The following is a 12,946-nucleotide window of genomic DNA, read 5'->3' as shown; positions in this document are numbered from 1 at the left end:
GGCCTACACAGCCTCTTCGTTTTCTTCACCGGTACGAATTCGAATCACTCGTTCCACTTCAGTCACGAAAATTTTGCCATCACCAATTTTACCAGTACGAGCGGTTTCAACAATCGCATCTAAGGCTTGCTCTAACATATCATCTTGAATAACTAGTTCTATTTTTACCTTAGGTAAAAAATCGACCATATACTCAGCGCCGCGATAAAGCTCAGTATGGCCTTTCTGCCGACCAAAACCTTTCACTTCTGAGACTGTCATGCCGGTAATGCCTATTTCAGCCAAGGCTTCCCGTACATCATCCAATTTGAAAGGCTTAATCACGGCCTCAACTTTTTTCATCACCCACTCCAATCACTTACCAATATGGCTAAAGCTTACCAGTTAGCTTACGTTTGCTAAAGCCCCTTATTTGGATAACTGCATCTATAATAATGGTTGAATAATGGTTGAATAATGGACCTGATCTCGCTTGGATGCCTCAAAGGTAAATGCCCATGCTGATATCTCGTCACCAAGGATTCACCCTGATTGAATTAATCATAATTATTTTGATTGTGTCAATTGTTACAACTTTAAGTTACCCCAATTTATCTGGGATTTGGCATGCGCAGCGCGCTAGCAGTCAAATAAGTACGATAGAACAAACCTTACATTTGGCTCGAAACCATGCCATTAATTTGGGCACTCAAGTCACTGTATGCCCCATAATAGCCAATAAATGCCATAGTGACTGGAATAAAGGCATGTCAGTATTTATCGATGTCGATGCTAACGGTCAATTAAATGGTGCAGATAAACTCCTAATGGTAATCAATGAGTTTAATGCCAATGACACGGTACAATTTAACCGCCAAAGAGTACGATTTCTGTCCAGTGGTTTGAGTTCAGGGAGCAATGGAACATTAACTTATTGCCCACACGCCAAAGATAACCCTAATTCACAAGCACTCATCATTAACAATGCAGGGCGGATAAGACGTAGTCATGCATCTTCGATACGATGCGATTAACCTATCCGCAATGACTTTATAACTCAGTGAGGTATACTTAATCTGTTCATTGGAGGACATCATGATTATACGGACTTACGTTGGATTAGGTTTTACCTTTATTGAATTGATGATAACGATTGCCATAGCTGCAATATTGCTAACTATTGGCACTCCATCATTAGTGTCCCTCTATGAAGGCATGCGAGTAAATAGTAATATCGAAAAAATCCACGATACACTCATTTTTGCTCGCAGCCAGGCGATTAGCTATGGCACTACTGTTAAAGTTTGCCCTTATGCTACGGCTGATGCCTGTGGAACTACGACGGATTGGAGTAAAGGAATACGGGTCTATACCGATAAAAACATCAGTAAGCCATTGCGAGCTATTGATGGTTTCCATGCCAATGATAAAGTAAAGGGCTCTGTAGCCTTACTGACATTCGCCCCTGATGGATTATCTAATGGAGCTACATTAACTTATTGTCCCAATGGCAAGAAGACTGAAGCAAAAGCAGTAACAGTGAAAGTCGGTGGTATTATTTCTTATAGTGATGCTGGGGCGGGTTGCTAACGCCCCCAAAGTCCATCAATTATTACCATTCATAACAATGCAAATCTACTCAGCTCATATTGGCGAAAAATAATATAATTAATAAATCCTCAGATAAAAAAATATCACGCACCACTACATATGCCATCCTGATTATTTAAGCATTATAAAAACTATTAACCAACACAAGTAATCAAATGACATTAAACATTCACCAATCAAGCATTCGAAACAGTATTTAAGATAAATATGACTCCCCAATTATCTAGGAGTATTTTCATCTAACTGCTTACTAAATTCATTGGTAAAATCATTGCCTAACTGTACACATTCAACTACATCTTTTATAAAAAATTTATTACCATCTGAACCACGCAATTGCTTTCCAGGTAAATTACCGACCATTATATTGACACTTGTTGACTGCCAACGATAAAAAACAATTTTATCCCCCGTTGCCACCTTGATATGACATTTATAATCCTCTGCAGCGTCAATGTTGGCCGCGACCGATATATAAGACATAGTACAAAAAATAAAACCGATAATGTATTTTATCATTTCCAGCACTCCGACGATGGTCCAGTGATGCCTGCAGAAGTCATGGTGATTGTTTTACAATTACTATCCCTGCTTGCTTGCGCACCTAGCGCTGTTGCCGTGATAGTAAAATCACTACTGCCCGCGGAAGCAATACTATAATGCCCATGCTCAGTGATAAAAGGGGTCTTATTTAAACCGAGTTTTGTCATATCAGTAGCATAAGCACGATTATCCAGATAATACTGTTCCTGTAAATTGACCACTTTCATTACCGCAGCGACACCTTCAGAGCGCGCACTTTTAGTGATGTAATCGATATATGATGGGTAAGCAATAGCCGCTAATATGCCTACAATTGCCACAGTGATCATCAGCTCGATTAGAGTAAAACCCTTTGCTGTTCCCATGGTTAATTGTTCTCATTCAAATGATAATAAATTTTGTTTGTGGTGAGTCCACTACCTAATTCAATCGTACCAGAACATTCACCATTCTCACATTCACCCTTACCAACACCAATAATATAAGCATTGTTTTCTTCACCCGCTTTAGGCTTAGGAATAACTATCTGTGGCGTATCAGGGATTTTATCACCTAACTCATAATAAAGTTGATTTGAGGTTCGAGTGCCTTTATGTAGATCAAAAACATATAACCGACCTTGACCGGAGAAGCTACAAATTCCAAGGTTTAAATCGGCAGTTTGAGTCACTGGTGGCACAAAAGAGGTAAAATAAACTTTGCCATCAAAAATTAGCGACGCTGATAACGTCTTTTCTCCAGCAGCACCAAAATCATAATACCAACCTCTCTTTTTACCAAAAGCAACATTGTCTGTTTCAGTGGTTGGCGCCGAACTTGTTACCGAGTAAAGATCAGACGAAGTTAACGTCGTAGGAAAATTTCCTGGCTCAAACTTTTGAGTGGCCACATAGCGATCTTGAAAAACATAATATCTATCATTGGTGGCTAAATCTAACGGATGATCTCTATTGCCTGAGCCTATTGTCACAGCATCATAAGGAACTTTTTGATAACTCAGCTTATTATTTTCTGAATGCACATTACTAAATTCTGTTTGTGCAATCACAGGTTCAGAAAAAAACATCCTATTATCAGGTGCCGCATCAGCAATAGAGGCAAACTTAAATACTGTCCATTTAGTCTTGTCATTACCGGTTAAATCCATACGCCAAATATTACCTGTAATATCACTCGCATAAACTCTGTCGGTATTACCATCGTGATCACTGTCTAACACAGCCACTTTAGTAGCAATACTCCCCATACCCTCTGCAGTCAATTTAGTGATTAGTGACCCGGTATTGGCATTAATAATGTAAACCGCCTCCCCAGAGCCTTGCTTGGATGCCATGCCACCACCAAAAATTAGCACTGGATCGTTAATGCCGGCAATTGAGGCTACTACGGGTTGAGACCAGGTATCACCTAAATCAATAAAATCCGAATCATTAGAATTGATCATCCATTTAAATGTCGGAGAATCAGGGCTTGAGATATCTAATGCATAGTAAGAAGTGCCGCCACTGCGCATACCAAGAAACAACAGTGCTTTCTCAATAACACCAGAACTCGCCGTTTTTACATAGGCTACAGGAGACAAATCCATGCCATACACTGAATGAACCCCAGTCGCTGGATTTTCACGTAGTTTTGGAATATTTCCCCATAGTTCATTAGGTAAGAATGCCCAAGACTCAGTCACTGAGCCGACAGCAAAATCATCGCTCCCCTTGTCAGAATCTTTGAACATATGAACTAGACCTTGGTTAGTACCCACAATAATGCGTACATCTAATGTCTTTTCATCGGATCCAAAGTTAATCGCTAATGGCTTAGAGTGCAGCGGATCGCCCATAATATCATCTCGAGCATCAGACGAACTATCATCATTATCATCATCATCGACATCTACCCCATATAGCCAATTCTGATCCCCCACTGAATAACTTGAACGAAAGGATGACGCTTTAAGATCAATCAAACTAGTACCACTATTAGTAATGATTTTACGATTGTTAAGCTGGCTCATAAGGGTCGGCAACACGCCGCCAGCAAGAACCTTATTACCATCATTAGAACCTTGGCAAGAATTCCAATAGGTACAAGTATCAATTGAAATATTACCTTTAGAATCGATAGCATTGGCCGTACCACCCGGCCCCACAATTTCACCGGCAGAGTTTACTTTGAGCTTTTTAAGGTTACCCGCCCAACGCGGACCATTACCTGGTAAAAACATAGCAAAATATGCCGAGTTATAAGTTTGAGTCTTATCAAAGTTATTGCTCGCGATGCTGGGAGAAGTAAATGATGTATCGATAGTCACAATTGATTTTAAGGCATTATCTAATGCGGAGACTAAATCAAGACCGTTTTTTGCAACATAATACCCCTTAGATACGCCTTTACTATCACGAGGATTCCCCCCTCTAAAAGCCGTTTCTTCAAGCAATGCTGCAGCGGCATCAGCACCGTCAGAAAATCCAATAGTAAATACGCGAATATTTTGCTTATTATCAACTCCGGACGCATCTTTATCACCAACGACTATGTCATTGTTATACATATAAGCAGCCAACGCTGGCATATAGCTGATTTCTTTATCTCCTTTTGCATTAGTAAAGGTGAATACACTGTAGTTAGCAGTACGATTTGCAGCATTATTAGTTAATGTTTTAATAAAATTATCGGCAGATTTGTCTAAGGTTGGCGCGCCATCGGTAATATAAATAACATAAGCGGTATCTGGGCATTTTTTAAATGGACTGGTGTAGTTACCACTCATCAAAATACTTGGCGGTATATTCTCTTTATAGTTTAGGCTGGTATATTTTATATCATCATTACCAAATGTAACTGGAGCACCACTAAAATATTGATGAGCTTCATATAAGGTTTCACATAAAGGTGTATTAGTTTTAGCTGGCATACCATTAATTAAACTCGTCAACTCGGCTTTCTTCGCCACATTCATTTCAGTTAGTGGAAATACAATCCGCCCACCATCAGCTTCACCTTCCTGATCGAAATTAATATTAAATACAGCTAGGCCTGCATCAATGGGAATAGCAAGACCATCGAGAGCAGTAATTAAGGCGGCCTTAGCAACATCAAGACGTGTGCCGGTACCACCACTGTTCTGGCCATCACTAGTCGTCGTCACCCATTTATGCCATACCAAATAATGCGCTGTGTATAGGGTCACAGGCTGACCTGTACCAAATTGAGTATTATTGAGACTGTTTAGTCTATCTGCTTCAGTAGCAGTGTTGGTATACTTATCTTTTGTGTTGATGGGATAACCATCATTAATCACCTTGCCTTTATCTTTTCCTGGGTTTTTCGGGTCAACATTTAAAATATCTTCATAACAATCAACAATACTATTCTGATTGAAGCCATTATTATCGGCTAAATTATCCCAACGATCTGTTTTAAACTCACGTAAAAAACCGGTATAACGGCCTTTAGTCGCTAACGCTTTGATTGAGGTATTGCAATTATTATTTTCGTCATAGAAACGACGACTATCCTTAGGATTCTCTGGTGTTGGTATCATATTGGTATTATCTATACCACCACTGTTCCAATAGGTACCTTTTTCATTAATATAGCCGCTATAGCCGTCAAGATAATCTTCAAAACCGTCTGGATAATCACATTTCCCCAGAGTCTCATCAGCTTGCGAGCAATAAGTTGAGACAGCATTTTGATCTTCTGTCGACATACTGCCGGAGTTATCGAAAATAAAAAGCACTTGAGGACGTTTACCCGATCTAACCGATGAATCCATCAAATAGAGTTCGGTATCATCTGCGTAAACCACTCCACTTACGCCAGTCAATACCATTAAAATACTAGTAATCCATTTGTTCAGCATGATACTTTCATCCTTCAGGGTAAAATTTGCTGCTCTATGCCTGCTACCACACTTAACTGGCCCAGATGCTCACGACCAAAAGTCCTTGTACTACTAATTTCAAAGCGACGACAGCTCACGACATTAGCTCCGCTGGCATTAGCTGTGCGTTGACACCCGACATTTTTTCCCCCAGGAACTGGAAGTGGGGTTAATTGTTGCTTACCATCAAAAAGCGTTTCATTAGTGACAGTATTTAAATTAGCAAATAACGCCCCTTGATATTTCGCTATCACTGACTGTAAACCGCCATCAGCAATGGCCTTAGCTTCTATTCGCTCAGACCCCGCGCCAGCCATTCTTAATGATTGAGTTGAGTTGACGGCTAGAGATACGCCTATCACAGTCATAATGAGCAACACTATTAGTGCAAAAAACAACACTACACCTTGTTGTTTCTTTATATACATAGCTTAACTCCGGCTCAACACAGGGTTTTCGAGAATAATTGTGGTCGACATGACTTTACGCCGATAGTTATCCTTTAACGGTTCAATCGTCTTGTCTCCTAACTGGTAGGTGACATCGTTCGAGTAGGTACGATCTTCTTGAACTGAACGAACTAAAATAAACACTTTTATTGCGACTAAACGCTGAAATGATTCATTATCCCACATCTTTGACTCGACATTTGCCGCTGGTAGATAGCGATCGGGAGTGCGGTCACCATCATCATCAACGCCGTAAAGAAAACGGATATTTTCTATGCCTTCAACTAACTGCTCGTCATTAGTCATACCCGTTGCCGTTAGAGTTTTTCGTCTTAATGAAGGTACGCCAGCAGCGTCATCGGCTAAAAAATACACATGGTGTTGGTATTCCCATATTCTGGCATTAGTTAATGCAGTGGCTGGTGTGACTGTATTAAAAAATATTGCTTGGCTTGAAGTCGCAGTAACAAAATAGTTCCTTCCATTTCCTGCCGCTACGCTGGGGCCAACTAATCTCTTGATTTGTAGAACATCCGTTTTCGTTTTTACTGCTGATGATGCTAAACAAGTAAACTTAGTCGTATCAACACTCTCATAACCCCATAATCGCCTGAAATGAGCCGGTTGATTGGCGGGCAAACTGGCATTGTTTAGACCTTCGCCAATACAATCTACTCCAGAGACTGCTGAACCTGCATCTATCTTAGTATTTGAACCAATCACTAAATCACTGCCGGTAATATCGCCCATGAATCCTAGTTGGCTAATATCGCGCTCTATGATGGCTAACGCAATCCGTCCATTTTCCTGTAACTGGTTGAACTGACTAGTGGTGGTTACATTTGATGACGACATGCTAAACATAGTAAATACGCCTACGGTCAAAAACAGCCCAATGACCATAGCAATCATTAACTCAACCAGAGACATTCCACGCTGTGCAGACTGGAACACATGATATTTGATTGAATTTCTCATTTAAATAATCACTGTTTTCATGGAAAATATTCGCCGATTTTTAGTATCTGCAGCACATTTACTTGCAATATCATTGATATTTGATGTGTCGATCTTCGTCTCACGTATGCCACGCCAAACCAAAACAACCAACACATCATTGCCATTTACATCAATACAAGCCGTAGGTGCATCTAGCCCCCCCAGGTTTTTACTGCCGATGATTTCAGCCGTTCCAGTAAAAGCTGATTGCCATTCGTAAATATCCCAAGCAAGCATGTCATTCGGGGCACATATCTCTGTATTGCAATCCTTTCCTGCGGCAGTTGGTACGCCAGAAAATGGGCTGTCATTATCATAATTAGCGAGTTGGCTAGTATTCAAACGCATTCGGTTAATCATATCATTGGCATAATATGATGCTTGGGTCTGCTGATAAGACTCAAAACTGCCGCGCTTAGCCACTATATGTAAATTGAATATACCGACGAGTCCAACAACCAAAATGACTAAGGCGACGAGTACCTCGATTAAAGAAAAACCTTTGACACTTGAAGCCATGCTGTCAACTCTCCGCCACTAGGCATTATCTTGACGACACGAAATCAAAATAATGTTTAAAATCTGTTATTTATACACGCAAAAACCACTCATCAATGGTATACAACAAACGCATTACTTGCCAGCAACATTTAATTGTTTACATATACATCTTGAGAGCTTTTACATAGATTCCAGCCAAAAAAAGAGACCTTACGGTCTCTTTTTATACAAAACAATTAATTACCTAAGTTCAGCAGGAACTGCAAAGACGATATCTTCTTCGCGCCCTTGAACTTCAGTGACAACACTGGGCGCCATAGCAGCAATAGCATCGACGACTTGCTTAACTAACACTTCGGGCGCTGATGCTCCGGCAGTGACAGCCACACGAGCGACGTTAACAAACCAAGCGCTATCTATATCGGAGGCGTTATCCACTAAATACGCTTCTGTACCTTCTTTCTCAGCTAACTCGCGCAAGCGATTGGAATTAGAGCTATTTTTAGAGCCAACAACTAATAACAAGTCGACACTGTCAGCCATTTTACGCACCGCATCTTGGCGATTTTGCGTGGCATAACAAATGTCGTCTTTACGCGGGCCTTCAATGGACGGAAATTTTTGCTGCAGCGCAGCAATAATATCCATAGTGTCATCCACCGACAGCGTCGTTTGGGTAACAAAACATAAATTGGCAGAATTCTTAACGACTAAGTTAGCAACATCCTTGGGTGATTCCACCAAATAAACGCCGCCATTAGGGTTAGCGTATTGCCCCATGGTGCCTTCCACTTCTGGATGTCCCTCATGGCCAATCAGAATGCATTCAATGCCTTTGCGACTTGCACGTGTGACTTGTAAATGTACTTTAGTCACTAACGGACAAGTGGCATCAAACACTTTCAATCCGCGCTTTTTAGCTTCAAGCCTTACCGCTTGAGAGACACCATGAGCACTAAAAATGACTATGCTGTTGTCGGGCACTTGATGCAGTTCATCAACGAAAATTGCACCGCGCTGTTTTAAGTTATCCACCACGTAGCGGTTATGTACCACTTCATGACGCACGTAAATCGGCGGATTAAATAACTCAAGCGCACGTTCAACTATGCTGATAGCTCTATCAACCCCAGCGCAAAATCCGCGCGGATTTGCCAAAAATATATCCAATTGTTTCACATCCAGTCGTGCTGTCATTACAGTACCTGCAACACTTCTAATTCAAAGGTAAGTTCATGGCCGGCTAATGGGTGATTCAAATCAACTGTGACTGAATCACCCGCGACGGCTCTAACTATACCAGGGATTTCACTGCCACCTGGGCCTGAAAAACTAATGATAACGCCCGCATCAAGCGCCATATCCGCTGGAAAGCGACTGCGGTCTAAGTAGTGGATAGCATCAGGATTTACTGCCCCAAATGCATCCTCTGCCGCCAAAGTAAAGGTCACTTGCTCACCCACATTAAGCCCTTGGAGATTGGCCTCAAACGCAGGGCTTAAGCTCGCATCACCCAGTATTAATTTGGTGGGCTTACCTGACACTTTAGTGCTTTCCGCCGTACTGCCATCCGCTAGCAAAATATTCATATGACACACTAATGCAGTTGTCATCATTACTCCTTGATTACGACTTAGACTCAATGGCCTCGGCTTTCGGCTGCTTGAACGCATCCAAAATCATTAATACTGCGCCCACACAAATGGCGGAATCAGCAATATTAAAGGCTGGGTAGTGACTAGTTTTCCAATAAAAATCAATAAAGTCGACTACATAACCATGCATCAAGCGATCCACAAGATTACCGATCGCGCCGCCAATCACTAAGGTATAAGCTAAATTTAAACGCCACTCACTGGCAGACTGACGTCTTAACCAGTAAGTGAGTACTAAGCTGAAACCTACAGCCACTGCGGCAAATAACCAACGCTGCCAACCGCCAGCATCGCTTAAAAAACTAAATGCAGCGCCATAATTTCTTACATAAGTGAAATTAAGAAACGGCAATAAATTAATCGATTCATACAGTGAAAAGTTGGCCAGTACCCATTGCTTTGAAAGCTGGTCTGCAATAAAGACCAGCACAGCGACAAAGTACCAACGCAAGCCACTGTCTTTCCAGCTTGTTGGCATGATTATTTCCTTATGCGAATTGGCGAGTCTCGCCATCGCCATCGATGTTGGTGACGCAGCGTTGACATAAGGTTGGGTGAGCTTCAATAGTGCCCACTTCTTCTTTATGGTGCCAACAACGCTCACACTTCTGTGCTTCACTCTTAGCTAACACTAACTTAAGGCTCGCCATTTCAGTGGCAATAGCATCCACTGGAGCATTCTCTAATGGAGCAACAGTCACAGCTGAGGTTAAAAGTACGAAACGCAGTTCATCACCAATGCGAGCTAATTGCTCCGCCAGCTTGGCATCCGCGAACAAGGTAATGTCAGCTTCTAACGAACCACCTAAACGCTTGTCACGACGGGCTTGCTCAATCACCTTGTTCACTTCGGTGCGAACGCTGAGCAATTGCTGCCAGTATTCATCAGCCAAATCGTTTTCAAGAGTAATAGCTTGCAAGCCTTCATACCATTCTTGTGTAAATACAAAAGCTTCGCGCTCACCTGGCAGCAACTGCCAAATTTCATCAGCAGTAAAGCTTAAAATTGGCGCAATCCAGCGCACCATAGCTTCACTGATCAAGAATAAGGCCGACTGACAGCTGCGACGTGCATGGCTTTCAGCTTTAGCTGTGTACTGTCTATCTTTGATGATATCAAGATAGAAGGCACCCAGTTCAACAGAGCAGAACTGCATCAGCTTTTGAGTGACTGAATGGAAGTTGTAGTTATCGTAAGCTTCAATGATTTCTTGCTGCAAATTAGCCGCGCGGCGCACAACCCAACGATCTAATGCCACCATGTCTTCCACAGCAACCATATCGGTTTCTGGGTTAAAGCCATTGAGGTTAGCCAATAAGAAACGAGCAGTGTTACGAATACGGCGATAGGCATCAGCGCTACGGTTTAAGATCTCATCAGAAACTGTCATCTCACCGCTATAATCGGTAGCCGCAACCCATAAACGCAGAATATCGGCGCCTAACTTGTTGGTCACAGTTTGCGGAGCAATCACGTTACCAATAGATTTAGACATCTTGCGACCTTTACCATCAACGGTAAAGCCGTGAGTAAGCACTTGCTTATAAGGTGCTTTGCCATTCATCGCCGTTGAAATCATTAACGATGACATGAACCAGCCACGGTGTTGATCTGAACCTTCTAGGTATAAATCCACCGGATGACCGTTAAACTCTGGACGAGCGGCAACCACAGAGGCAAAAGTAGAACCTGAGTCATACCATACATCTAAGGTGTCAGTGACTTTGCGATACTTATCAGCATCTTCACCTAACAATTCGCTGGCATCAAGATCCCACCATGCTTGAATGCCTTGCTGCTCAACACGGCTAGCAACACGCGCCATTAACGCAACGCTATCTGGGTGCAATTCTTCAGTTTCACGGTTAACGAACAAGGTGATAGGTACACCCCAAGTGCGTTGACGTGAAATACACCAATCCGGACGGTTTTCAACCATCTTTTCAATGCGGCTTTGTCCCCAATCAGGGATCCACTGAGTTTGCTCAATTTCACCGAGTGCTTGCTTACGTAAGCCTTGGTTATCCATAGAGATAAACCACTGCGGCGTAGCGCGGAAAATGATTGGGGTTTTATGGCGCCAGCAATGCGGGTAGCTATGACGATAGGCTTGATGATGTAACAACACGCCTTTTTCTTTCAATAACTCAACCACGGCATCATTGGCTTTAAATACATGCTGACCGGCAAAGATTTCAGTATCTGCTTTATAGACACCGTTATCAGCTACAGGGTTAGCAACTTCTAAACCATATTTCTGACCAACAACAAAGTCGTCTTGACCGTGACCTGGTGCTGTATGCACTATACCAGTACCCGCATCAATAGTGACATGGTCGCCTAAAATGGCTGGAACATCAAAGTCATAGAAAGGATGATTAAAGCGCAGTAATTCAAGCTCTTGGCCTTTAACTGTGCCTAATACTTGATGAGATTCAGCGCCATAACGCGTTAAACAAGTCTCGGCTAATACTTCAGCCAAGATCAGAGCGCGTTTCTCACCCTCTTGCTCAAACTCAACTAACACGTAGTCAAGCTCTGGGCTTAATGATAAACCGCGGTTAGCCGGTAAGGTCCAAGGAGTTGTAGTCCAAATCACCATAGCCACTGAATGTGGGTAATCACTTACGCCAAATTTAGCCAGGACTGCAGCCTTATCCGTTGCTTCAAAAGCAACATCGATAGCAGGCGACGTTTTATCTTCGTATTCTACTTCGGCTTCGGCTAAGGCTGAACCGCAATCCGTACACCAATGCACTGGCTTAACGCCTTTATGCAAGTGACCATTTTCAATCACTTTTGATAATGAGCGAATGATATTCGCTTCAGTGCCAAAATCCATGGTGAGGTAAGGATGCTGCCAGTCACCAAGCACGCCTAAACGGATAAAATCATCACGTTGACCTTCCACTTGAGTGCGTGCATATTTACGGCACTCTTCGCGAAATTCTGCGGCAGAGATTTTTTGACCAGGCTTACCTACTTTTTGCTCAACTTTCAGCTCGATTGGTAGACCATGACAGTCCCAACCTGGCACGTAAGGAGCATCAAAGCCAGACATGGTCTTAGATTTGATAATAATATCTTTAAGGATTTTATTGACCGAGTGACCAATATGAATGCTGCCGTTGGCATACGGAGGGCCGTCGTGCAAAATAAACGGTTTTTTACCTGCACGGCTGTCACGGATCTGCTGATACAGCTGCTCTGAGGTCCAACGCTCCAGCATTTGTGGTTCGCGATTTGCAAGGTTACCACGCATTGGAAACTCGGTTTCCGGTAAATTCAAAGTTGATTTATAGTCGCTCATTGATCCCATACCATT

Annotated in this window: 13 protein-coding genes; 2 read left to right on the top strand and 11 right to left on the bottom strand. The window is 42.3% G+C overall.

The genetic code is table 11. The features are described from left to right. Nucleotides 1–3: 3 nt before the first annotated feature. The gene (gene glnB / locus FJQ87_RS06340) at nt 4–342 is read right to left on the bottom strand and encodes a nitrogen regulatory protein P-II (RefSeq protein WP_140931632.1); all 339 of its coding nucleotides are present in this window, start codon (nt 340–342) and stop codon (nt 4–6) included. Nucleotides 343–497: 155 nt separating this feature from the next. Here glnB and FJQ87_RS06335 point away from each other — a divergent pair, with 155 nt between their 5' ends. Beyond that, on the top strand, nt 498–1,013 hold the full coding sequence (locus FJQ87_RS06335; protein WP_140931630.1) for a GspH/FimT family protein: 516 nt from the start codon (nt 498–500) through the stop codon (nt 1,011–1,013). 61 nt (nt 1,014–1,074) lie between these two features. Continuing rightward, nucleotides 1,075–1,569, top strand: coding sequence for a GspH/FimT family pseudopilin (locus FJQ87_RS06330; RefSeq protein WP_140931628.1), 495 nt, complete (start codon nt 1,075–1,077; stop codon nt 1,567–1,569). A 240-nt stretch (nt 1,570–1,809) separates the two neighbouring features. Here FJQ87_RS06330 and FJQ87_RS06325 read toward each other — a convergent pair whose 3' ends face one another. The 10 genes from FJQ87_RS06325 to ileS all read right to left on the bottom strand — a co-directional run bounded on the left by FJQ87_RS06325 (nt 1,810) and on the right by ileS (nt 12,931). Further along, complete coding sequence (locus FJQ87_RS06325) at nt 1,810–2,109, bottom strand: TapY2 family type IVa secretion system protein (protein ID WP_140931626.1); 300 nt, start codon at nt 2,107–2,109, stop codon at nt 1,810–1,812. Further along, nucleotides 2,106–2,498 (bottom strand): type IV pilin protein, encoded by a 393-nt coding sequence (locus tag FJQ87_RS06320; protein ID WP_140931624.1) that lies wholly within the window; start codon nt 2,496–2,498, stop codon nt 2,106–2,108. Before FJQ87_RS06320 ends, FJQ87_RS06325 begins: the two co-directional genes overlap by 4 nt. A 2-nt stretch (nt 2,499–2,500) precedes the next feature. Further along, nucleotides 2,501–5,995 (bottom strand): PilC/PilY family type IV pilus protein, encoded by a 3,495-nt coding sequence (locus FJQ87_RS06315; protein ID WP_140931622.1) that lies wholly within the window; start codon nt 5,993–5,995, stop codon nt 2,501–2,503. Between the two features lie 14 nt (nt 5,996–6,009). Then, nucleotides 6,010–6,438, bottom strand: coding sequence for a pilus assembly PilX N-terminal domain-containing protein (locus FJQ87_RS06310; RefSeq protein ID WP_140934012.1), 429 nt, complete (start codon nt 6,436–6,438; stop codon nt 6,010–6,012). A gap of 9 nt (nt 6,439–6,447) precedes the next feature. Then, on the bottom strand, nt 6,448–7,443 hold the full coding sequence (locus FJQ87_RS06305; RefSeq protein ID WP_140931620.1) for a PilW family protein: 996 nt from the start codon (nt 7,441–7,443) through the stop codon (nt 6,448–6,450). Beyond that, a complete protein-coding gene (pilV, locus tag FJQ87_RS06300; RefSeq protein WP_140931618.1) occupies nt 7,444–7,983 on the bottom strand; it encodes a type IV pilus modification protein PilV in 540 nt (179 codons plus the stop codon). 222 nt (nt 7,984–8,205) lie between these two features. Further along, nucleotides 8,206–9,135 carry a 4-hydroxy-3-methylbut-2-enyl diphosphate reductase gene (gene ispH, locus FJQ87_RS06295; protein ID WP_206194384.1) on the bottom strand — a complete coding sequence of 310 codons (930 nt, stop codon included), beginning with the start codon at nt 9,133–9,135 and terminating at the stop codon, nt 8,206–8,208. Nucleotides 9,136–9,161: 26 nt separating this feature from the next. Then, nucleotides 9,162–9,581, bottom strand: coding sequence for an FKBP-type peptidyl-prolyl cis-trans isomerase (gene fkpB, locus FJQ87_RS06290; RefSeq protein ID WP_140931614.1), 420 nt, complete (start codon nt 9,579–9,581; stop codon nt 9,162–9,164). A gap of 10 nt (nt 9,582–9,591) precedes the next feature. Next, nucleotides 9,592–10,098 (bottom strand): signal peptidase II, encoded by a 507-nt coding sequence (gene lspA, locus FJQ87_RS06285; RefSeq protein ID WP_140931612.1) that lies wholly within the window; start codon nt 10,096–10,098, stop codon nt 9,592–9,594. Between the two features lie 10 nt (nt 10,099–10,108). Further along, nucleotides 10,109–12,931 carry an isoleucine--tRNA ligase gene (gene ileS, locus FJQ87_RS06280; RefSeq protein ID WP_140931610.1) on the bottom strand — a complete coding sequence of 941 codons (2,823 nt, stop codon included), beginning with the start codon at nt 12,929–12,931 and terminating at the stop codon, nt 10,109–10,111. Between the last annotated feature and the right edge of the window lie 15 nt (nt 12,932–12,946).

Source organism: Shewanella sp. SNU WT4 (assembly GCF_006494715.1).
Classification (GTDB): Bacteria; Pseudomonadota; Gammaproteobacteria; order Enterobacterales; family Shewanellaceae; genus Shewanella.
Note: the sequence above shows the minus strand (reverse complement) of the source record. Positions and strands in the feature narration are given on the sequence as shown.

Bases quoted from the DNA above. Each gene is read 5' to 3' on its own strand.
- FJQ87_RS06330 (WP_140931628.1), top strand. From the start codon at position 1,075: ATGATTATACGGACTTACGTTGGATTAGGTTTTACCTTTATTGAATTG.
- lspA (WP_140931612.1), bottom strand. From the start codon at position 10,098: ATGCCAACAAGCTGGAAAGACAGTGGCTTGCGTTGGTACTTTGTCGCT.
- FJQ87_RS06305 (WP_140931620.1), bottom strand. From the start codon at position 7,443: ATGAGAAATTCAATCAAATATCATGTGTTCCAGTCTGCACAGCGTGGA.
- FJQ87_RS06335 (WP_140931630.1), top strand. From the start codon at position 498: ATGCTGATATCTCGTCACCAAGGATTCACCCTGATTGAATTAATCATA.
- FJQ87_RS06315 (WP_140931622.1), bottom strand. From the start codon at position 5,995: ATGCTGAACAAATGGATTACTAGTATTTTAATGGTATTGACTGGCGTA.
- fkpB (WP_140931614.1), bottom strand. From the start codon at position 9,581: ATGATGACAACTGCATTAGTGTGTCATATGAATATTTTGCTAGCGGAT.
- pilV (WP_140931618.1), bottom strand. From the start codon at position 7,983: ATGGCTTCAAGTGTCAAAGGTTTTTCTTTAATCGAGGTACTCGTCGCC.
- FJQ87_RS06325 (WP_140931626.1), bottom strand. From the start codon at position 2,109: ATGATAAAATACATTATCGGTTTTATTTTTTGTACTATGTCTTATATA.
- ileS (WP_140931610.1), bottom strand. From the start codon at position 12,931: ATGAGCGACTATAAATCAACTTTGAATTTACCGGAAACCGAGTTTCCA.
- glnB (WP_140931632.1), bottom strand. From the start codon at position 342: ATGAAAAAAGTTGAGGCCGTGATTAAGCCTTTCAAATTGGATGATGTA.
- FJQ87_RS06320 (WP_140931624.1), bottom strand. From the start codon at position 2,498: ATGGGAACAGCAAAGGGTTTTACTCTAATCGAGCTGATGATCACTGTG.